Source organism: Mycobacterium vicinigordonae, from assembly GCF_013466425.1.
In the GTDB taxonomy this organism is placed as follows: domain Bacteria; phylum Actinomycetota; class Actinomycetes; order Mycobacteriales; family Mycobacteriaceae; genus Mycobacterium; species Mycobacterium vicinigordonae.
The window spans coordinates 194,972-214,359 of sequence record NZ_CP059165.1 but is presented as its reverse complement, the minus strand read 5'-3'; the positions used below and the strand labels follow the sequence as shown (position 1 = coordinate 214,359).

The window sequence follows — 19,388 nt, the reverse complement described above, 5'->3', positions numbered from 1 at the left end:
GCTTCTCCGCTTCCGGCCTGCTGGTCCGTCCTACTCCACCCTGGCCGGCACCAGGCGCTCATCGGACGGTCAACTCCAGCCGGTCCAAACGGCGCACCAGGATGCTCGGTAACCACTGCCCGATATCCGCGGCCTCGAAGGAGTCGGTGCGGTTCAACAACATTCGCAGCACAACCTGAGCCTCCAACCTAGCCAGGGCCGCCCCGACACAGAAGTGCGCGCCTCGACCGAACGCCACATGGCCCTTGGCGCTACTGCGGTCCAGCCGGAATTCATCCGGCGCGTCGAACTGTGTGGGGTCCCGGTTGGCCGCGCCCCACATCAAGAGCAGGTGCGAATTGGCCGGCACCGCAACCCCGCCAAGCGTCGTGTCGCGCCACACGTGCCGGTAGTGGCCGCGGAACGGTGGTTCGTAACGCAACACCTCCTCGATGAAGGCGCCCAACAGCTCTGGGCGTCGGCGAACCTCTCCCTGGATCTCGGGACGTTCGGCGAGAACCCACACCGCGCTGCCGAGGAGCGACGCGGTGGACTCACCGGCCGCGCTGAACAGCGTGAGCATGATGCCCATCGCTACCGTCTGGTCCAACTCGCCGGCGGCGTAGCGTGCCGCCAGGTCGGGGATCAATCCGGGTTGGTCCCTGCCGCTTGCCGTCTCAAAGTGCTCCATCACATAGCCGGAGAGCTCGAACGCGGCAGCTCCGGCCTCCGCCAACTGCTCCTGTGACACGACGCCATCCAGGAGTGTGGTGGTGGCGAAGCCCAGGCGAATGAGATTGTCGACGTCGGCGTCGGGCAGGCCGAGCAGTCGGGCAACCACCATCATCGGAAGGCGGTTCGCCATCGCGCTCATCCACTCGATCCGACCGTGGCGAAAGTTCTGTTCCCACAACCGCTCGGCAACCTGGCCGGTGAATTCCTCGATGACGCGAACGCGTTTGGCGGACAGGTGCGGCAGCAGGATCTTCCGGTGCGCCGCATGAGCCGGATCGTCGGCGGTTGCCAGTGCGTGATTCGGACTTCCCGCCTCGATCATGGGAAACGCGGTCACCGTGCCGTCCTCGCGGAAGACCATGGTGGCTGAGAGATTGGACGAAAAGTCCTCCACCCGATTCACCGCGTCGATCAGGGCATCCCAGCCGCAAACCACGTAGAAGTCGGACTCGCCGATGCGGTGCACCGCGGCTTCGGCGCGCATCCGCTCGTAGAGCGGGTACGGATTCTGCAAGGCCTCAGTATCGAAAAGTGCCTTCGGATCAGCTAATACCGCCATCAGTACAGGTTGGATGCGCCTAGCACCCTCAGCAATATGGGGGCGCAAAGTTGATAATCGACGTTGCGATCCGCCGGCATCCCGCTTATCACGGCGGCACTGTGTGCAGCAGATTGATGTGAGAATAAGTCACCTAGAATTCGCACCGTGAGAGAAATTCATCGAATTTTCTCGCAGACGCATGACGTAAGGGATGTGCGCGATGGCGGGTGAAGATTGGCTGCTGGGCCGGCACAGGCACGACGCGGCCGCCGATCGAATAGTCGCCGCGGCCGCCGACCTCATCGGTCGGGTGGGCTACGAAGCGTTCACCATCGAGGCACTGGCCGCCAAGGTCCATTGCTCACCGGCCACGATTTACCGGAGAACCGGGGGCAAGGCGGCGATCCGCGAAGCCGTCATCACCATTCAAGCCAACCGCGTTCTCGAGACGGTGCGCGAGGCCATCAAGGGCCGCACCGGCCGGGACCGGATCGTGACCGCCACCATTGTCGCCCTGCAACGACTGAGGTCCTATCCGCTGGTTCAGCTGCCCACCAACCAGCCGCCGGCCGGCAGTGAATGGATCACCACATCACCGGTGATCACCGCATTCGCCGCCGAGATGCTCGGCCAAGACAAGGTGGACCCACTGGCTACCCAATGGCTCATCCGCGTCTTCATCTCGCTGTGGTATTGGCCGCTCAAGAACTCCGACGACGAACGCGCCATGCTAGAGCGCTATCTCGGGAACTCATACGACGGGACCGGGTAGCGCCGGGTTGCTCACCATGCTTGTCCTGATGCAGAGACGAGTAAAGGATTGGGGGCATGACTGAAAGCGCGATCGACACCGAACCCGATACCGTCGTCAGGGAGTTCTGCAAGCTGTGGCTGACCGGCGACATCGACGCCATCGTCGAGTCATTCACCGAAGATGCCATCTACCACAACATTCCGATGCCTGTTTTGACGGGTCGCGCTGAAATCCGTGACTTTATCGCCGGATTCCTGGCCAGCTTCGACGGCGTCGACTTCGTCATCCACCGCCAGCTCAGTCAGGACGGCGTCGTGATGAACGAACGCACCGACGTACTGCGCCGCAAGGACGCCGACGACGTGCCATTGCCCGTGATGGGTGTCTTCGAGGTCCGCGGCGGCAAGATCGCGGCGTGGCGCGACTACTTTGACCTCGCCACTGTGACCGCCGCCTTTAGCCAGTGAAGTCCTCGCAGTAACGCAATTTTCAGTCCACTAGGTCACGCAACGTCTCGATAAGCTGCACCCGCTCACGCGACGTCCCCGCGATCGGGACCACGTTCAAAGTCGTCACGCCCGCCTCACGGTAGGCGGCAAGGCGTTCCTTGACGAACCCCTTGCTGCCGATCAGGTTCACGTCGCGGACCAGTTCGTCAGGGACTGCCTTTGCGGCGTTCTCCTTGTCGCCGGCCAGGTAAAGCTCCTGGATCCGGTCAGCCTGCGGCCCATACCCGTACCTGGTGGCCAGGGTGTGGTAGAAATTCTTGCCCTTGGCGCCCATGCCCCCGATGTACAGCGCCAGGTGCGGCTTGACGAATTCGCGCAGCGACTCGACGTTTTCGCCGATCGCCAGCGCCGGCCCGGCATAGACCTCAAGCTCGCCAAGCGCGGGGTCGCGCTTGGATCGACCAGCCGCGATCGCCTCGCCCCACACGTCATGCGCTCGCTCTGGCAGGTAGAAGATTGGTTGCCACCCCTCGGCGATCTCGGCGGCAAGCTCGACGTTCTTGGGGCCCAACGCGGCAATCAACACCGGAATACGTTCGCGGACAGGGTGATTGATCAGCTTGAGCGCCTTCGCGAGCCCAGTGCCCTGTTCGGCAGGCAGCGGGATCGTGTAGTGATCGCCCTGATACTGGACGGTGTCGCGCCGCCAGACCTGACGGCAGATCTCGACGACCTCGCGAGTTCGGGCGATCGGCGCGTCGTAGGGCACACCGTGGAAGCCCTCGATGACCTGTGGGCCGGAAGCGCCCAGCCCCAACGTGAATCGGCCGCCCGAGACATAGTCGATGCCGGCAGCGGTCATTGCGGTAAGCGTGGGTGTGCGGGTGTAGAGCTGCAGGATGCCTGAGGCCAGACCGACCCGCTCGGTGCTGGCCGCGAGGTAGCCGAGGGCACTCACCGCGTCGAACGAATAGGCCTCCGGGACGAAGACGATGTCCAGGCCGGCGCTTTCGAGGTCTGCCACTTCGGCAGCCACCTCTTTGAAGCCGCCCGCGTAGTTGATGCCCAGTCCGATACGCATGCTCAGCCGTCCTGCGCGGTCGCGGACTGCAGTGCCTCCTGCTGGATTCGCGCGAACTGGGCGCCCATCGCTTCGGAAAGCGCCTTCGCCCCCGATAGTGGGCGGACCATCACCATCAGATCGTCGATCAAACCATCGGCGTTGAAGTGCACGAAGTCGCACCCGGTGATGCGAACGCCCGGCACCCCAACCAACCCAGTCTCAAAGATCAAGGCGTGGTCGTTGCCGTTGCTATCTCCGATTTCGCGCACGTAGCGCAAGTCCTCGAATACTCGCAGCACGCCGCGCAGGATCGCCGCGGTGATCGGTTTGCCAACATACGGCTTGAAGGCGACGGGGCTGGTGAACACGACCTCGTCGGCCAGCAATGCCTCGATGGCCGCGGAGTCGCCGGACTCAGCCGCCTTGCGGAAGGGGTGCTCAGAAGTCACAAGAAACCTCGCATAGTCAATTTGTTGAGTAACAGCGTTGACGCTAGAGGCCAGGCCTCGGCTATGTCCATACGTTCTTAGTCACTTTTTTGATTAGGTGTTTCGTTGTATCATCCCCGGATGTCGTTGCGCGATGCCGTGCTGGCCGCACTCCTGGAAGGTGAATCTTCGGGGTACGACCTGGCCAAGGACTTCGGCGCGTCGGTAGCCAACTTCTGGATGGCGACTCCGCAGCAGCTATACCGCGAACTCGATCGGCTGGCCGAGCAGGGTTTGATCCAGGCACGGGTCGTCCTGCAGGAGCGCCGGCCGAACAAGCGGATGTACTCCCTGACCGAGGCGGGTTACCAAGCGATCCACGATTTCACTGCGCGGCCGCCCAAAGCTTTGGTGCTGCGCGACGAGCTGCTGGTCAAGGTTCAGGCCGCCGACGCTGGCAACACCGCGGCCGTGCGCGACTTCATCGCCGAACGGCTGGCGTGGTCTACTGCCAAGCTCGAGCGCTACGAGCGGTTGCGCACCCTCATCCTGGCCGGCCGCACCGAAGAGGAGCACCAGGTGCAGGCCGCGCGTATCGGCCCATACCTGACGCTGATGCGCGGAATATCCTTCGAGCAGGAAAATGTGCGCTGGGCAGAGCGTGCGCTGACTATCCTGGAAAGACGGTTGTCAACACTGCAACAATGACGTCTTTGCCGGTACCCGTGGACGCACACAAACCCCCCGGCGGCGAGGAGGAGATGCATGGCCCAGATGCCGCGGGTGGTGATTATCGGCGCAGGCCTCGCCGGCATCACCGCATTGCACGTTTTCAACCAACGCGGCTTCAACGACGTCACCGTGCTGGAGAAGGCCTCTGATGTAGGTGGCGTCTGGCACTGGAACCGCTACCCGGGCCTCACCTGCGACGTGCCCTCCCAGATCTATCAATTCGGCTTCGCTCCAAAACCGGACTGGTCTCACATCTGGGCGGACGGCGCCGACATCCAGCGCTACCACCGCGACGTGGTGGACACGCTCGGGCTGGGTGACCGGATCCGGCTGAACACCGAAGTCGTTGCCGCCCAATGGGATGAGAACACAACCCAGTGGACTTTGAGCACTGCCGGCGGTGAGCGGATCGACGCCGACGTGGTGGTGTGTGCGACAGGTGTGCTGCACCATCCCGCCATGCCGGACATCCCGGGTCTAGACGAATTCGCTGGGCCGGTTGTGCACACGGCGCGGTGGGACCCCGACGTCGATACCGGCGGTAAGCGCATCGCCGTCATCGGAACCGGGTCCACCGGTGTACAGATCGTGTCCGCGCTGCAACCGGGTGCGCGGTCGGTCGCACACTACGTCAGGTCGCCGCAATGGATTCTCTGGGCGCCGATGACGTTGCGGCAGAGTGCATTACTGACCGCCGCGCTCCTACATTACCCGGCTGCCCACGACCGGATGCATCAAGCGCTGCTGTGGGCTTCGGGGATCCTCGCCGACGTCACCACCCGTCCGTCCTGGCGGCGTCGTGCGGTTCAGGCCTACGCCCGGCTCTCCCTGCGGTTACAGGTCCGCAACCCGGCGCTGCGGGCCAAGCTCACCCCCGACTACCAGCCGCTGTGCAAACGGCAGGTGGTGTCCGGAACTTACTACCGCGCAATTCAATCCAACAATGCGGAGTTGGTGACCGACCGTATCGCCGAGGTGACACCCACCGGGATCCGTACCGCCGACGGCCGCCACCGGCAAACCGACGTCATCGTGCTGGCTACCGGTTTCCAGGCGCATAACTACATGCGGCCGATCCAGATCACCGGCCGCGACGACCTGACCATCGACAAGGCCTGGTCCGGCGGTCCGCGAGCCTATCGGATGACTGCGATTCCGGGTTTCCCCAACCTGTTCACGGTTCTGGGGCCGAACTCCCCCACCGGATCGATCTCGCTGCAGTATTCGGCGGAACGAACTGCCCACTACATCGTGCGGTTTTTGGAGATGCTGCGCGACGGCGAGGCTACCTCGATCGAAGTAACCGAGGACGCCACCGATGACTTCAATGCCGGTGTGGCAGAAGCGATGATACCGACCGTCTGGAACACCGGCTGCAATTCGTGGTACCTCACCGAGAACAACACCGTCGACCTGTGGCCGTACAACCGCAAGACACTGACTGCCATGCTTGCCGAGCCCGAACTCGGACACTTCCTAGTCCGCTAGACGCTGCCGGTCAGGTAATGCGCCAGCACCGGGCGCAACCACTCGGTCAGGATCGCATCGTCCATCTCAACCAGCGCCGGCAGGCGCAGCACGTAGCGTGCGGTCGCCAGGCCGAGCACTTGCGCCCCTACCAGCGCGGCGCGCTCGGCAGCGCGGTCCGGCACCACCGCGGCCAGAGCAGGCGCGACCCGGTCGACGAAAACCTCCAGCATCGCGTCGGCTGCCACGGGGTTGGTCGCGGCCGCGCGCAGCAGCGGCAGGAACGGGCCTTCGGATCCCCAGACCGACACGAACATCGGAACTAGCACGTCGGCGAGGTGATTCGGCGGGACGCCCGATAAGTCGGGAAAAGTGATGTCGAATCGCGAAGCGGCAGCAAATAATTCGGCTTTACTACCGAAGTAGTGCATGACCAGTGCCGGGTCTACACCGGCAACCGCGGCCACCGATCGGATGGTGGTGCGCTCGAAGCCGTGGGTGCCGAATTGGGATCGCGCGGTCGCCAGAATCGTCGATCGGGTCGTCTCGCCATCGCGAGGCTTCGGGGCCATCTGGGCATTGTATTCAACAACTGTTGACATTACTAGCGGCCGAGGCTAGCTTGACTTCAACAGATGTTGAACTTCCGGCAGGAGGTCGTGGCCATGCCCGTCACCGCCATCCAGATCGGGCTCGATCCGGACGTAATCGACTACTCGTCGCCCGACTTCGCCCCCTTTCCTGGCCTTTCCCCAGCAAATCTGCGTGCCGCCAATGACGACAACGTCGCGGCGATGCGCGCTGCCGGCTACCGGGTGGATAGCTGCTTAATTGACTTCGGCGACAAGGGCGCCGCCAAGGCCCGAGAATGGCTGGCAGCCAAGCGCTACGACGCCGTACTCATCGGTGCCGGCGTCCGACTGGTCGCCGCGAACACGCTGCTGTTCGAATCGATCGTCAACGCCGCGCACGTTACCCAGCCGGGCTGCCGCTTCGTCTTCAACTACGCGGCCACCGCAACGCCGGACGACATCCGCCGCTGGTACCCGGTGCCGCGATGAACGCCAATCAGACGGATGTCGTCGTCGTCGGCGCCGGGCCGACCGGACTCACCGCGGCTGGTGATCTTGCGCGGGCCGGTCGGTCGGTGATCGTGCTGGACCGCTGGCCAACGGTCAGCCCATCCAGCCGCGCATTCGCGACAATGGCCCGCACCCTCGAGGTTCTCGATGCGCGCGGACTCGCGGATGACCTGCTGGCCGAAGCAAACAAAGCGTCGGGCGTGACGATTTTCGGTGGCGCGCGGATCGACCTGACACATCTGGACTCGCCGTACCGATTCGTCATGATCACCCCGCAGATCAATGTCGATCGGGCACTGCACGATTACGCCGCGGCGCAGGGCGCCGACATCCGGCGTGGTGTCGAGGTATCCGGAATCAAACAGGATGCCGACGGCGTGACGGTCACGAGCAGCGACGGATCACGTTGGCGGGCCCAGTATGTGATCGGCGCCGACGGTGCGCATAGCACGGTGCGCGAATTGGTGGGCGCGGACTTTCCCGGCAAGATGCTCCTATCGTCGATTGTGCTAGCCGACATCAAACTGGCGCACCGGCGGTCGGGCGAGAGTTTGCGGGTCGGCAGCACGCGAAACACGTTCGCGTTCTTCGCTCCCTACCTACGCAGCGATGCCGAGGGCGCCTGGTTCCGGGCAATGGCGTGGGACCGCAACCACCAGGTACCCGACAGCGCACCGGTGCGGGACGAGGAGATCATCGGCATCCTGAAGAAGACGATGGGCGCTGAGCTCGAAGTGCTCGAAATCGAATGGAAGTCCCGATTCCATTGCGACGAAAGGCAAGTCACGAAGTATCGACACGGCCGCGTGTTCCTGGCCGGCGACGCCGCCCACGTGCATTCGCCGATGGGCGGGCAGGGCATGAACACCGGCATCCAGGATGCGGTGAACCTAGCCTGGAAGCTCGATGCGGTGCTCGCCGGTGCCGACGGCACGTTGCTCGATACCTACCACAACGAACGTCATCCGATCGGCAAACGCGTGCTGTGGCAATCCGGCCTAATTGCGCGCGGCGTGACGCTGCATCCGCGCATCGCTCGCGCACTGCGAAACTTACTGGTGCCCAAGCTACTTAGGCTACCGCGATTCCGCGACGCCGTAGCCGGCAGCTTCGCCGGGACAACCTTGCGCTACGCTCACGGACGCGACGAGAACCCTATGGTGGGCACCCGCGCTACGCAGATTCCATTGGCGCAAGGCCGACTCACCGAACTGCAGCGGACACCTGGCTTCATTTTCATCAGGGAACGCGGCGCCGATCAGGTCACCACCGATGTGCGGCAGATCGAGCGCGCGGACGACGGGCCCGCGGTGCTGGTTCGGCCCGATGGATACATTGCATGGGCCGGTGATTCACGGGATCGGGCGGCGTGGACGGCCGCGCTCTCCCGGTGGACCGGATTGGCGCGAGCGGCCGCTAGCCACCCGGATGCCGGGGTAGGCACCGGCGTGGCAGCTCCACGAAAGCCCGGTCAGCCCCACTCGTGATTCAGCGCCTGTGCGTCGACACGACCGGTCGAAGGCTCACTCACACGGTTTCGCACACCGGACACCGCGATCAACACGGCCACCGCCGCAGCCGTCACCGCGCCGAGGACGAACAGCGCCACGAACGCCGCCTCGGCGGGCAGGCCCTGCCGTCCGTGCGACGCCGTAAGTACACCGGCGACCAGCGCCGCCGCAATCGAGCTGCCGATCGTGCGGGCGATCGCGTTGATGCCGGTAGCGATCCCGGTCTCGTCGGGTCCGGCCTCTCCGACGACCACGGCAGGCAACGCTCCGTAGGCCAGGCTGACGTAGATGTTCATGCACACCCCCGCCACGATCACCTGCCACCTGGCGTCGTGCGCCACGGCCAGCAGCGTGAACCCGACCGCACCGATCGCCGCGCCTACGACCAGCACCGCCTGTGCACCGAAGCGGTCGATGAAACGACCGCTGGCGGTGGCCATGACCATTCCGACCAGCGCGCCGGGCAATAGGAACACGACGCTGGAATACAGCACCGTCGAGGAGAACCCGTAGCCCGCCGCCGTGCGCGACGTCTGAACGAATTGAGTCAGGCCCAGGAATGAGACGTACAGGCCGACTCCGACCAGGATGGTTGACAGATTCGTCATCAGCATCGTCCGTCGGGTGAGCATCGAGGTGGACACCAGCGGGTGCGGGCGGCCGCCTTCCCATCGCCACCACGCCACCAACGTCGCAAGCCCCGCCACAGCCACCATGATCGTCCGCGCCGCGAGCCATCCCCAGTGACTGCCTTGTGTCACCACCAGGATTAGACCGGTGAGCCCGGCAGCCAGTCCCACCGCGCCCAGCCAGTCGATGGAGCCGTGACCTGCGCCCGCGCGGTCCGGTACCAGGGCGATCACTGCGGCAATCACTAGGACGACGAAAACCGTTGCCAGCCAGAACACCCGGTGGTACCCGGCCTGCCCCGACATCAGCAGGCCCGTTACCACCAGTCCGATTCCGCCGCCGAACCCGAGCGTCGCTGAGAGCACGGCGAGCGCCCGCACCACCACCGGCTCGGGGAATTCCGCCCGCAGAATTGCCACCCCTACCGGATAGAGGCCAAAGGATGCACCCTGTAACACCCGGCCGACGATGAGTAGGGCAAGGGACGTGGTTGCCGCCGCGATCAGCGACCCGGCCAGGACTACGACGAGGACCGCCAACAGCACCGCCTTCTTGCTGTAGCGATCCGCCAGTCTCCCTATCAGCGGCGTGGCCCCGGCGGCACTGAGCAGGTTTGCGGTGACGACCCAGCTCACACCCGTCGGCGTGGCGTGTAGTTGGCTAGCGATCACGCCGAGCACCGGAACCACCGCCGTCTGCAGCACCGCGACCGTGAGCACCACCAGGCTCATGGCGGCGATCAGCGGAGCGGGGCGCCCACTGCGGCCCGCCAGCACCGAATCCTCGAGCGCATCAACTCCGTCGACCACTTTCCCACGGTAAGTCCCACCTGGATTGGCCAGCATCGGGGTCCCCGCCACGGCGCCACTGTCGTCCTGCGCCGCGAGGCAGTTTCGCCGCCGGCATTGGAGTTGCTGCGCAAGCGCACGCAATGATGGCGGGGTGACCACCGATATCCGCGTGCTGGACGCCGAGGAAGATCTGATCGCCGCGTCGAACGTATTTCGCACCGCCATGATCGCCGTCCCGCCCCTGTCCCAACTGAAGCCTGGCCAGATCACCACCCTGCTGGAACCCGGCCGCACCATCGGCGCCTTCGTCGACGGGCGACTCGTCGGCACCGCCGACGCCGCGACCAGCGGGCTGACCCTGCCCGGAGGCGCGGTTGTGGACCACGCCGCGGTGACTCACATCGGAGTGCTCCCGTCGTTCACCCGCAGGGGCATCGCCACCGAGTTGGTGAACCATCAACTACGGGACTTTGCCGCCCGCGGGGAGGCCGTCGCGTCACTGCGGGCCTCGGAGGCCACGATCTACGAGCGATACGGCTACGGCGTGGCGAGTTCGACACAAAGCGTGGAAGTAGTGACGGCACGGGCGGAGCTGCGTGCCGGTGTCGCAACAGGTGGACCGGTGCGGTTGCTGGAGCCCAGCGAGACTTGGGAAGTGTTGCCGCGCATCTATTCTCAGAATCGGCCGACGAGACCCGGCACTGTCGACCGATCGCCGGCATGGTGGCGCAGCCTACGCCTGCGCCAGCAGGCAACACCGGGGCCTGCCTATGCGGCAGTGCACGGTGACCCGGGATCAGAGTCCGGGTTCGCCCGGTACCGTCCAATCGACACCGAGCGGTGGTTCATCAGCGACCAGCGCACCATCGTGGTCGAGGACTTCTTTGCGCCCACCGCCGATGCTTACCTCGGGCTGCTGCGGTTCTTGCTCGGGCTGGATCTCATCGACCGCGTGGTGTTCTGGATGCTGCCCCTCGATGATCCGCTGCCCCTGCTACTCCTCGACCGTCGGGCTGCGAAGGTGACCGCCGTATACGACGAAACCTGGCTTCGCGTCGTCGACGTTCGCGCCGCACTGGGCGCCCGCCGTTACGCCGACGGAGACTGCGTCGCTATTGCGGTCAATGACACTCTGTTACAGAAGAATTCGGCAACATACGCTGTCACACCCGACGGCGCCGAACCAACCGACCGGCCTCCCCAGCTGCGCGTCGACGTGGCCGGCCTCGCTGCCGTGCTGCTCGGCGGAACGCCCTGGCAAAGTCTTGCGGCCGCCGGGCTGGTCACCGGAGACGACACTGCGGCGCTGGAGGAGGCCGATCGGCTGTTCGCGGTGCCCCGGGCGCCACATGCCGGATTCTTCTTCTGACGATGATCGTCATCGTCGGTGCCGGAATATGCGGCCTTGCAACGGCGTATGCGTTGTCCCGCCAGGGCGTCGACGCGATAGTGTGCGAGCGCGGCGAGCCGTTCGCCGAGCAGTCTGTGGGGCTGGCTCGGATATTCCGGATCGCCCACCGGCGCCCGGCGTTGTGCCGGCTGGCTCTCGACGCCCGCGCCGGTTGGCAGCGCTGGGAGTCTGAGTTCGGCGTCGGCCGCCTGTTGGGCACGGAGGGATTCGTGGCCGCTGGCGACTGCGACGACACCGCGACCGCGATGGCGGACGCCGGGGCCACGTTCTGCTGGCTCGACCGGAAGGGTATCGCCGACCGGATTCCGTTCCTGGATGCGCCTTGGGAGACGGCGGTTTTCGACCCGCTCGGTGGCAGTCTGCGGATCCGGCGTGCCCTGGTGACGTTGGCGCGGCGGGTGACCATAAGGCGTGCCGAGGTGGTGTCGGTCGCCGACGACGGCTCGACAACATTGTCCGGCGGTGGTGTTCTGCGTGCCGATCGGGTGCTGATCTGCGCCGGGGTGCGGACGCCGACGCTGTTCGGTCCGCTCGACGTCACGTTCGCGCCGCATACCCGATTCACCTACACCGGTGTCAATGCCGTTGAAGCCAGCTGCCTTTCGTCGCCATCGGGTTACGGTCTACCGATCGGCAGTACCGGTCGTTGGGCTTTCGGTCAGCAGGCACCGGATCCGGCGGCGGTGCGAAGATTGTTCCCATCGTTGACTCCGCTGGGTTCGGTGGACTGCGTGACCGCGCGCGCATCATGGCTCGACGCCGGGGGCGACGGTTGGACCCTCGCGCGCCGTGGCGCGGTGATCGCGTTTGTCGGCAGCAACCTGATGAAATTCGGCCCACTGCTGGGCGAGCTACTCGCTCAGTCGCTGTTGAACGACGAACCGCCCAGCGACTTGGGGAACCTGCAATAGGTGTAACCGGGTAACTGACCCGGCGTGTGCCAGAACACAGTCTTCAAAGTTGCCTAGCAGTACGGTGAGTGATTACTCTCTCACCATGCCAGCCGAAGGCACCCGCGGACGCGATCGATTGTTGGCCGAGGCGCTGAAATTGTTCGCCGCCAAGGGTTACGCAGCCACCTCGGTGGCCGACATTCAACGCGCTTCCGGCTTGGCGCCCGGTTCGGGCGCGCTTTACAAGCACTTCGGCTCTAAGCGCGAATTACTCGAAGCTGCCGTCGAGCACCGAATCGGCAGCGTTGTAGCCGCACGCGAGCAGTACGACGCAGGAGAACCCGAAAGCGTCGAACAGGCGGTGCGCACCGCGGGCGAGCTGATCTGGAGCAACCTCAAGCAGAGCGAAGACCTGCTCAAGGTCATGCTGCGAGAACCCGAGGAGCTCGGCGATCTCGATGAAAAGACCTGGCAGGTGATCACCGACAACGCCTATCAGCGGTTCGCCGACGAACTTGCAGCCTCCAACCGTTCCGGTCGCACCTGCATCCCCGACCCCGAAGCGGCGGCGGCCGCCGCGATCGGGTCACTGTCTTACGCGTCGACGCTGCAGGCGCTCACTGGGCGTCTGCCCGGCAACATCGACGAGGACCGCTACTTCGAAGCCTGGGTTAACCAGACGCTCAGCGTACTCGCACAGCATCGCAATGCGAAAACCGCTTCACACCAAACAAATTCAGGAGAAAACGCATGACATTCTCGATGCAGCTCACCGACGATGTGATCGAGGTGCGCGACTGGGTGCACAAGTTCGCCGCCGACATCATCCGCCCGGCAGCGGCCGAATGGGACGAACGCGAGGAAACTCCGTGGCCGGTCATCCAGGAGGCCGCCAAGGTGGGACTGTATTCCCCGGACTTCTTCGCGCAGCAGGCCGCCGAGGAGACCGGCCTGGGCATGCTCACCGCATTCGAAGAGATGTTCTGGGGCGACGCGGGCATTGCGCTGTCCATCATGGGCACCGGGTTGGCGGCCGCGGCATTGGCGGGCAACGGGACCCCAGAACAGCTCGGGCAGTGGCTACCCGAGATGTTCGGTACCGCAGCCGAACCCAAGCTCGGTGCTTTCTGCTCCTCAGAGCCCGACGCGGGCTCCGACGTCGGCGGCATCCGCACCCGGGCCCGCTTCGACGAGGCCAGCAACGAGTGGGTGCTCAACGGCACCAAGACCTGGGCCACCAACGGTGGAATCGCCAACGTGCACATCGTGGTCGCTTCGGTCTATCCCGAGCTGGGCACCCGCGGCCAAGCCAGCTTCGTCATCGGCCCGAACACCAAGGGCCTGGCCCAGGGTCAGAAGTTCAAGAAGCATGGCATCCGCGCGTCCCACACCGCCGAGGTTGTGCTCGACAACGTCCGGCTACCCGAGGATGCGATCCTCGGCGGACGCGAGAAGTTCGAAAAGCGGATCGCCCGGGTGAAGTCCGGTACCTCGGCGCGCGGCCATGCGGCGATGAAGACCTTCGAACGCACCCGGCCCACCGTCGGCGCCATGGCCGTCGGCGTGGCCCGCGCCGCCTACGAGTACGCACTCGACTATGCCTGCCAGCGTGAGCAATTCGGCCGCAAGATCGGCGAGTTTCAGGCCGTGGCGTTCAAGCTGGCCGACATGAAGAGTCGCGTCGACGCGGCTCGTCTGCTGGTGTGGCGGGCGGGCTGGATGGCGCGCAACAACCAGAACTTCGAATCCGCCGAGGGCTCGATGGCCAAACTGGTGGCCAGCGAGACCGCGGTCTACGTCACCGACGAAGCCATCCAGATTCTCGGCGGCAACGGCTACACGCGCGACTACCCCGTGGAGCGGATGCACCGCGACGCCAAAATCTTCACGATCTTCGAAGGCACCAGTGAGATTCAGCGTCTGGTCATTTCGCGGGCAATCACCGGGTTGGCTATCCGCTGAGCCTGGTTCGGGGCCTGCACGCCGGTGCGGCCTTCACCTTGGATGGCCGGACTGCCATGATGACCTCTATGGCACTCCCCTGGAATGCGGCGGTCGCCGGCGACAATGATTCGATCGTGGGCTCGATCGCCGTGCAGGACAGCGCGGCGGTCGCCGGGTCCGCCGCCGTTGGGGGAAGCGTCGCGGTGGCCGGATCCATAACGGCGGCGGGCTCGATCGCGGTCGCCGGCTCGGCCGCGACCGCCGGCAGCATCGCAGTCGCGGGATCGGCGGCCACCGCGGGAAGCGTCGGGGTGATCACTAGTCTGCTGACCGTGATGTGCCTGGCCGTCCGCGAATGCGTGGCGTGCCTGGCATGCATCGCGTGCACCCGGTGCGTCGGGTGTGTCGCGTGCGTGCGCTGCACCGACTGTGTTGGATGTGTCGGATGCGTGAATTGTTCGGGGCTGCGGAATGCTAAGGGCGCCAGGAATATTCACGTGGAGCCGGGTAGCTGAATAGGCCGCGCCGTTGTGGCGCTGGCCCTCACCGCCGACAATGCCGCCAGGGTGGCGGGGCCGCCGCCATAGAGCCGATCAGCCGTCGCCTCGGCTACCGTTTCGCTTCGCAAGCGCTGGCGGTGCTGGTTTTGTCTGCCTGGCGATGTTGCCGTCGGCGCGGCGGGCGGGCCGGGACAGTCGGCGCGTTACTCGCTGCTCTCGGCTACCTCACCCTGGCAGCGACTCCGCCGGATATTCCCGTGGCTCTGGGCCTGTCACTGCTGGTGCTGCTCGGCTGCGCATCGGGACTGTGCCTGCGCGAAGGCCTCATCGACTTGGAAGCCGCAGCGCCACAGCACAACCGAGGTGCGGTGACGGGTGCTTTCTACGCGGTGACCTACGTTTGGCTTCGGATTGCCACTGCTGCTCACCGAGATCGTGCTGTCGGCTTCGGCGGCTCTGCTCACCGTACTTGCGGTGCTGGCGGCGGCCGCCGCAGCCAGTCGATTCGTGCGTCTGCGGCGAAACCAACACCGCCAGAGCTGATTTAGATTGCACCGGCTGGAGTTGCCCGTCAGTCTCCGGTCGGTCCGGAGCTCGGACGAAATCCGGACTGGGCGATAGCGATCGAAACTCCGTTGCCGATTGGGCCGTCGCGGTCGACAAGCACCGTCGAACCGGTAGCGACTCCATCGTCGCTGTAGTGCGTGAGGGAGGCCAGCCCGATCTCGGATCCTTTGGGCAGCCGACTCAACGTGAGGGTGTAGTCGACATTGATGAACTCCAGGCCCTTGCTTCCCCAGTTGGCGATCGACGCGGTGATGTCGCCGGCCATCGCCGCACGCGTGAAGGCGGTCATCGGCTCGGTATCGAGCAGCGGGCGGGTTTCCTGCAGCCAGGTGTATTTCGGGCCCGAATCGTCGGTCCAGTCCGGATCGGGATTCTGGACTCCGCTGCCCCAGCCATAGGTGCGGATGAACAATGACTGGGCGTCCGCGCTGTCGCGGGGCAACGCCGGCATCTGCACCGGCATCGACCACACGGTGCCATCCGGCTGCGGGCCACGCTTGAGGAACAGCGCACTCGCCTGCGCCACGGTGTTGCCGTCCTGCATGAGCACCGCCTCGACGAGTCGCAGTCGGCGGCGGTCCTGCAGCACCCGGGTGCGCACGTCGATCGGCTGGAACACGGTTGGGCGGGGCAGGTCCACGGTGAGCCGGGCGGGGTGGAACTGCGGGTCGTCGACGGCGCGTTCGGCCGCCCAGCCGAGCAGCCCGCCGATGACGTGGCCACTGAGCGAGGGGCCCCAGCCGCCACGTGCGATTGCCGTTGGCACATAACTTTTTCCGTCACGGACGAAGTACGGTGACGCTGTGTCCGCGGCGCCGTCGGAAGGGTTGGCTTGCACAACGTTTTTCTACAGCACACCCGCAGCTTTGCCGTCGCGGGCCGGCTTGGACGCCATCGTCATCGCGTACTGCAACCAAGATCGCGACCTGGTCAGCGAAGTCCTACGGTTCAGCGGCGATCTGGTCGTCGAACGCCACGGCACCACCTGGTGCCCGGCTAGCAAAGCCTATTTCCATGCAAATAACGGCTGCTCGAACTGAGCGACCGGGTCGTGGCAACCCTCCAGACCCAACCACCGTAGCTGCAGCAACACCGCTCCCGTAGGGGCGTGGATCAGGTCGTTGCCCAGCGGAATCTGCACCACGGGCCGCGGGCTCTCCGGAATCGTAATGAAACGCGGTGAATCCTCACGCAGCAACTGGTGCAGACCCACCCGGTAGGCCGCGACCACCTCGTCGGGCGCGGGACGCAGTTCGATCCGGCCGCCACCCCACAGCACGACGGGAGTTATCACGTAACCCGACCGCGTCGGATAGTCGTCAAGCAGCCCCAGCACCGACGACTCTGTCAGCCTGACCCCGAGCTCCTCATCCAATTCGCGCAACGCCGCATCGATGATGGTTTCGCCGGGATCGAGCTGGCCACCGGGCAGTGCCCACTGCGCGGCGTGCGAAGACAGGCGGGACGTTCTGCGGCACAACAGAAAAGCAGCACCGCCTGCTACGTCGACCATGTGACCGTCTAGGCCGCCGGGCATCGGCCGGTCGGCGATCCAGGCGTCCACCGGCGCCGGATCCACCCGGTCCTCGCCCAGCTCGGAGTCGACGAGTACGACGGCCACGGCTGCGTGCCGCTTGGTGGGATCGGTCACCACGCGCCGGTCGTGCTGGGCCAACCGCACCCGGATCTGCTCGCGCAGCTCGTCGTCGTAACTGAGGGTCACCGTTCGACCATAGGCCCCGACGCCTGCTAGATACTCTGATACCGTAATGTATGTTAGGTATATTAGCGTTTCAACGGTGAGGTGGGCGCGGTGTACGGCAAGACCGAACCGGCTACGCCAGTGCCCGCGGAGGCGATCGAGGCAGCGCTGCGTGCATCCGAGGAACTTGGCAAGGACGTCGCCGATATCCCGGTCGGCGTGATCGCTCGGCAAGCGGGCATGTCGCGGAGCACCTTGTTGCGCCGGCTCGGCGGCTCACGCACCGCGCTCGACCACGCCGTCCGGGGACGCGGAGTGGATCCCGGTGGTGCGCCGGTACGCATCCGCGCAACGGATGCCGCGGCGATTCTAATCGAGGAAAATGGTTTGGCGGCGGCGACGTTGGAAGCCATCGCAGTACGCGCGGAATGCTCGGTGCCCAGTCTGTACGCGAATTTCGGCACCCGCGACGGGCTGCTCCGTGCGGTCTTCGAGCGGCACAGTCCCGTCTTGGACCTCGAGGAATTCTTCGCCCGACCACACGAACGTGATCTGCGGAAGACGGTACTTGGCTTCTACTCTGTGCTGGCCCGCGAGCTGGCCCGGCCGCCGCGCGTGGTCCCGGCCATGTTCGCCGAAGTCTTCGCGCGCCCGTCCAGCCCGTCCGTCACAGTCCTGATCGAGCACGCTTTTCCTCGCATGCTGGGGCTGGTCGGGGGGTGGCTGTCCGCCGAAGTCGCAGCGGGCCGCGTGCGCGAGCTGCCGATGCCGCTGCTCATTCAGCAACTCATGGCCCCGATGATGATTCACCTCTTGATGCGGCCACTGGCCGAGCGCACCGACCTTGTCACGCTTCCCGACCTTGATGTCGTGTGCGAGGTCTTCGCCGACACGTTCGTCCGCGCAGTCGCGACACGAGAGAAACGGAGCAAATCATGACGTCCAACGAGACGACGACCTGCGCGATCGCGGGCGGCGGACCGGCCGGTACGGTGCTGGGCCTGCTTTTGGCCCGGGCCGGCATCGAAGTCACCGTTTTCGAGAAGCACGCCGACTTTCTGCGCGACTTCCGCGGCGACACGGTTCATCCCGTCACCCTGCGTCTGCTCGACGACCTCGGCCTGTTCCCCCGCTTTCAGGCGCTGCGTCAGAGCAAGCTAGAGAAGGCGTCCTTCGATCTCGGCGGCCGCAACGTCACGGTCGTCGACTTCGGTCGCCTGCATCAGCCGCATCCCTACATTGCGCTGGTGCCGCAGTGGGACCTGCTCAACTTGCTGGCCGACGCCGGCGGCGCCGAGCCGACGTTCACACTGCGCATGCGTAGCGAAGTCACTGGCCTGCTCCGCGAGGGTGACAACATCACCGGCGTGCGTTACCGGGGTCCCGAGGGCGACAGCGAACTTCGCGCCGATCTCACGGTCGCGTGCGACGGGCGTACTTCGGATGTGCGCCGGGCAGCCCGGCTGGTCCCTCGGGAATTCGCCGTGCCTTTCGATGTGGGTTGGTTTCGGCTCGACGCCGTCGCTGAGATCAATTATCAACTGACGCCGCGTATTTCACCAGGGCGAGCATTAATCCTTATCCCCCGCGAAGGCTATTTTCAGGTGGGCTGCTTCCTGCCCAAGGGAGGGGAACAGCAACTGCACGCCCGCGGGCTGGACAGGTTCCGTTCCGAGGTCGCCGAGCTCGTCCCCGAAGCCTCGGTGGACTCCCTGACGTCCTGGGACGACGTCAAGATCCTCGACGTCCGCGTCAACCGGCTGCACCGATGGCACCGGCCCGGGCTGCTGTGCATTGGAGATGCCGCCCATGCGATGTCACCGGTCGGTGGGGTTGGCATCAACCTCGCCGTGGCCGATGCGGTAGCCGCGGCCGGCATCCTGGCCACCCCGCTGGCCACGCACCGACTCGGCGAATCGGACCTGGCCGCCGTGCAGCGGCGGAGAAAACTGCCGGCGGTCGTCACCCAGTCGGTCCAGCTACTTCTGCACCGGGGTCTCAGTGACGTCGTCCTCGACGGCGAACTACCCGAGCTGTCTCCGCGCGCCGAGCGCGCGGTCGGCACGGTATTGAGCCGGCTTCCGGCGCTGTCAGCAGTACCCGCGTACGCGGTCGGAGTCGGCCTGCGCCCGGAACGCGCGCCACAGTTCGCGCGCCGGCCACCCGATTGATTCGGAGTATGGCCGTGCGGGAAGTTATCACCGTATGA

Annotated in this window: 22 protein-coding genes; 15 read left to right on the top strand and 7 right to left on the bottom strand. The window is 65.4% G+C overall.

Translation table 11 applies throughout. The features are described from left to right. Positions 1 to 58: 58 nt before the first annotated feature. Positions 59 to 1,273, bottom strand: coding sequence for a cytochrome P450 (locus H0P51_RS00980; RefSeq protein ID WP_180916234.1), 1,215 nt, complete (start codon positions 1,271 to 1,273; stop codon positions 59 to 61). Between the two features lie 202 nt (positions 1,274 to 1,475). On the opposite strand from H0P51_RS00980, the gene H0P51_RS00975 reads away from it, so the two are divergent. Together H0P51_RS00975 and H0P51_RS00970 are read left to right on the top strand one after the other, a co-directional pair. After that, positions 1,476 to 2,027 carry a TetR/AcrR family transcriptional regulator gene (locus H0P51_RS00975; RefSeq protein ID WP_180916233.1) on the top strand — a complete coding sequence of 184 codons (552 nt, stop codon included), beginning with the start codon at positions 1,476 to 1,478 and terminating at the stop codon, positions 2,025 to 2,027. 56 nt (positions 2,028 to 2,083) lie between these two features. Further along, a complete protein-coding gene (locus H0P51_RS00970; protein WP_180916232.1) occupies positions 2,084 to 2,476 on the top strand; it encodes a limonene-1,2-epoxide hydrolase family protein in 393 nt (130 codons plus the stop codon). A gap of 22 nt (positions 2,477 to 2,498) precedes the next feature. Here the strand turns inward: H0P51_RS00970 and H0P51_RS00965 are convergent, their stop codons facing one another. Together H0P51_RS00965 and H0P51_RS00960 are read right to left on the bottom strand one after the other, a co-directional pair. Beyond that, positions 2,499 to 3,539, bottom strand: a complete 1,041-nt coding sequence (locus tag H0P51_RS00965; protein WP_180916230.1) for an LLM class F420-dependent oxidoreductase — start codon at positions 3,537 to 3,539, stop codon at positions 2,499 to 2,501. A gap of 2 nt (positions 3,540 to 3,541) precedes the next feature. Further along, a complete protein-coding gene (locus H0P51_RS00960; RefSeq protein ID WP_180916229.1) occupies positions 3,542 to 3,970 on the bottom strand; it encodes a nuclear transport factor 2 family protein in 429 nt (142 codons plus the stop codon). Positions 3,971 to 4,090: 120 nt separating this feature from the next. Here H0P51_RS00960 and H0P51_RS00955 point away from each other — a divergent pair, with 120 nt between their 5' ends. Both H0P51_RS00955 and H0P51_RS00950 read left to right on the top strand, forming a co-directional pair. Next, positions 4,091 to 4,657: a PadR family transcriptional regulator gene (locus H0P51_RS00955; protein ID WP_180916227.1), complete on the top strand. Its 567-nt coding sequence runs from the start codon at positions 4,091 to 4,093 to the stop codon at positions 4,655 to 4,657. Between the two features lie 57 nt (positions 4,658 to 4,714). Further along, positions 4,715 to 6,169 carry a flavin-containing monooxygenase gene (locus H0P51_RS00950; RefSeq protein ID WP_180916225.1) on the top strand — a complete coding sequence of 485 codons (1,455 nt, stop codon included), beginning with the start codon at positions 4,715 to 4,717 and terminating at the stop codon, positions 6,167 to 6,169. Here the strand turns inward: H0P51_RS00950 and H0P51_RS00945 are convergent. After that, a complete protein-coding gene (locus H0P51_RS00945) occupies positions 6,166 to 6,720 on the bottom strand; it encodes a TetR/AcrR family transcriptional regulator (protein ID WP_180916223.1) in 555 nt (184 codons plus the stop codon). The two genes, H0P51_RS00950 and H0P51_RS00945, sit on opposite strands and share 4 nt — an antisense overlap. A gap of 93 nt (positions 6,721 to 6,813) precedes the next feature. On the opposite strand from H0P51_RS00945, the gene H0P51_RS00940 reads away from it, so the two are divergent. Together H0P51_RS00940 and H0P51_RS00935 are read left to right on the top strand one after the other, a co-directional pair. Next, complete coding sequence (locus H0P51_RS00940) at positions 6,814 to 7,209, top strand: hypothetical protein (protein WP_180916221.1); 396 nt, start codon at positions 6,814 to 6,816, stop codon at positions 7,207 to 7,209. Further along, on the top strand, positions 7,206 to 8,717 hold the full coding sequence (locus H0P51_RS00935) for an FAD-dependent oxidoreductase (RefSeq protein ID WP_180916219.1): 1,512 nt from the start codon (positions 7,206 to 7,208) through the stop codon (positions 8,715 to 8,717). The genes H0P51_RS00940 and H0P51_RS00935 overlap by 4 nt, the downstream gene beginning before the upstream one ends. Here H0P51_RS00935 and H0P51_RS00930 read toward each other — a convergent pair. Beyond that, positions 8,702 to 10,102, bottom strand: coding sequence for an MFS transporter (locus tag H0P51_RS00930; protein WP_246398959.1), 1,401 nt, complete (start codon positions 10,100 to 10,102; stop codon positions 8,702 to 8,704). The two genes, H0P51_RS00935 and H0P51_RS00930, sit on opposite strands and share 16 nt — an antisense overlap. A gap of 211 nt (positions 10,103 to 10,313) precedes the next feature. Here H0P51_RS00930 and H0P51_RS00925 point away from each other — a divergent pair, with 211 nt between their 5' ends. From H0P51_RS00925 to H0P51_RS28820, 6 genes are all read left to right on the top strand, one after another. After that, positions 10,314 to 11,531, top strand: coding sequence for a GNAT family N-acetyltransferase (locus tag H0P51_RS00925; RefSeq protein WP_180916217.1), 1,218 nt, complete (start codon positions 10,314 to 10,316; stop codon positions 11,529 to 11,531). A 2-nt stretch (positions 11,532 to 11,533) separates the two neighbouring features. Next, the gene (locus tag H0P51_RS00920) at positions 11,534 to 12,484 is read left to right on the top strand and encodes an NAD(P)/FAD-dependent oxidoreductase (RefSeq protein ID WP_180916209.1); all 951 of its coding nucleotides are present in this window, start codon (positions 11,534 to 11,536) and stop codon (positions 12,482 to 12,484) included. Between the two features lie 85 nt (positions 12,485 to 12,569). Continuing rightward, on the top strand, positions 12,570 to 13,220 hold the full coding sequence (locus H0P51_RS00915) for a TetR/AcrR family transcriptional regulator (protein WP_180916207.1): 651 nt from the start codon (positions 12,570 to 12,572) through the stop codon (positions 13,218 to 13,220). After that, positions 13,217 to 14,428 carry an acyl-CoA dehydrogenase family protein gene (locus H0P51_RS00910; RefSeq protein ID WP_180916205.1) on the top strand — a complete coding sequence of 404 codons (1,212 nt, stop codon included), beginning with the start codon at positions 13,217 to 13,219 and terminating at the stop codon, positions 14,426 to 14,428. Before H0P51_RS00915 ends, H0P51_RS00910 begins: the two co-directional genes overlap by 4 nt. A gap of 68 nt (positions 14,429 to 14,496) precedes the next feature. Beyond that, positions 14,497 to 14,925, top strand: coding sequence for a hypothetical protein (locus H0P51_RS00905; protein ID WP_180916204.1), 429 nt, complete (start codon positions 14,497 to 14,499; stop codon positions 14,923 to 14,925). A gap of 396 nt (positions 14,926 to 15,321) precedes the next feature. Continuing rightward, the gene (locus tag H0P51_RS28820; RefSeq protein WP_281373856.1) at positions 15,322 to 15,453 is read left to right on the top strand and encodes a hypothetical protein; all 132 of its coding nucleotides are present in this window, start codon (positions 15,322 to 15,324) and stop codon (positions 15,451 to 15,453) included. Positions 15,454 to 15,481: 28 nt separating this feature from the next. On the opposite strand, the gene H0P51_RS00900 is transcribed toward H0P51_RS28820, so the two are convergent. Further along, the gene (locus H0P51_RS00900; protein ID WP_180916202.1) at positions 15,482 to 16,315 is read right to left on the bottom strand and encodes an acyl-CoA thioesterase domain-containing protein; all 834 of its coding nucleotides are present in this window, start codon (positions 16,313 to 16,315) and stop codon (positions 15,482 to 15,484) included. Between H0P51_RS00900 and H0P51_RS00895 the strand changes: the two genes are divergently transcribed. Further along, positions 16,281 to 16,517, top strand: coding sequence for a hypothetical protein (locus H0P51_RS00895; protein WP_180919290.1), 237 nt, complete (start codon positions 16,281 to 16,283; stop codon positions 16,515 to 16,517). The genes H0P51_RS00900 and H0P51_RS00895 overlap by 35 nt on opposite strands. Here the strand turns inward: H0P51_RS00895 and H0P51_RS00890 are convergent. Then, positions 16,484 to 17,200, bottom strand: coding sequence for an NUDIX hydrolase (locus tag H0P51_RS00890; protein WP_180916200.1), 717 nt, complete (start codon positions 17,198 to 17,200; stop codon positions 16,484 to 16,486). The two genes, H0P51_RS00895 and H0P51_RS00890, sit on opposite strands and share 34 nt — an antisense overlap. A 120-nt stretch (positions 17,201 to 17,320) precedes the next feature. On the opposite strand from H0P51_RS00890, the gene H0P51_RS00885 reads away from it, so the two are divergent. Further along, positions 17,321 to 18,118 carry a TetR/AcrR family transcriptional regulator gene (locus H0P51_RS00885; RefSeq protein WP_213016742.1) on the top strand — a complete coding sequence of 266 codons (798 nt, stop codon included), beginning with the start codon at positions 17,321 to 17,323 and terminating at the stop codon, positions 18,116 to 18,118. After that, positions 18,115 to 19,350, top strand: coding sequence for an FAD-dependent oxidoreductase (locus tag H0P51_RS00880; RefSeq protein ID WP_180916198.1), 1,236 nt, complete (start codon positions 18,115 to 18,117; stop codon positions 19,348 to 19,350). Before H0P51_RS00885 ends, H0P51_RS00880 begins: the two co-directional genes overlap by 4 nt. The last annotated feature ends 38 nt before the right edge of the window (positions 19,351 to 19,388 follow it).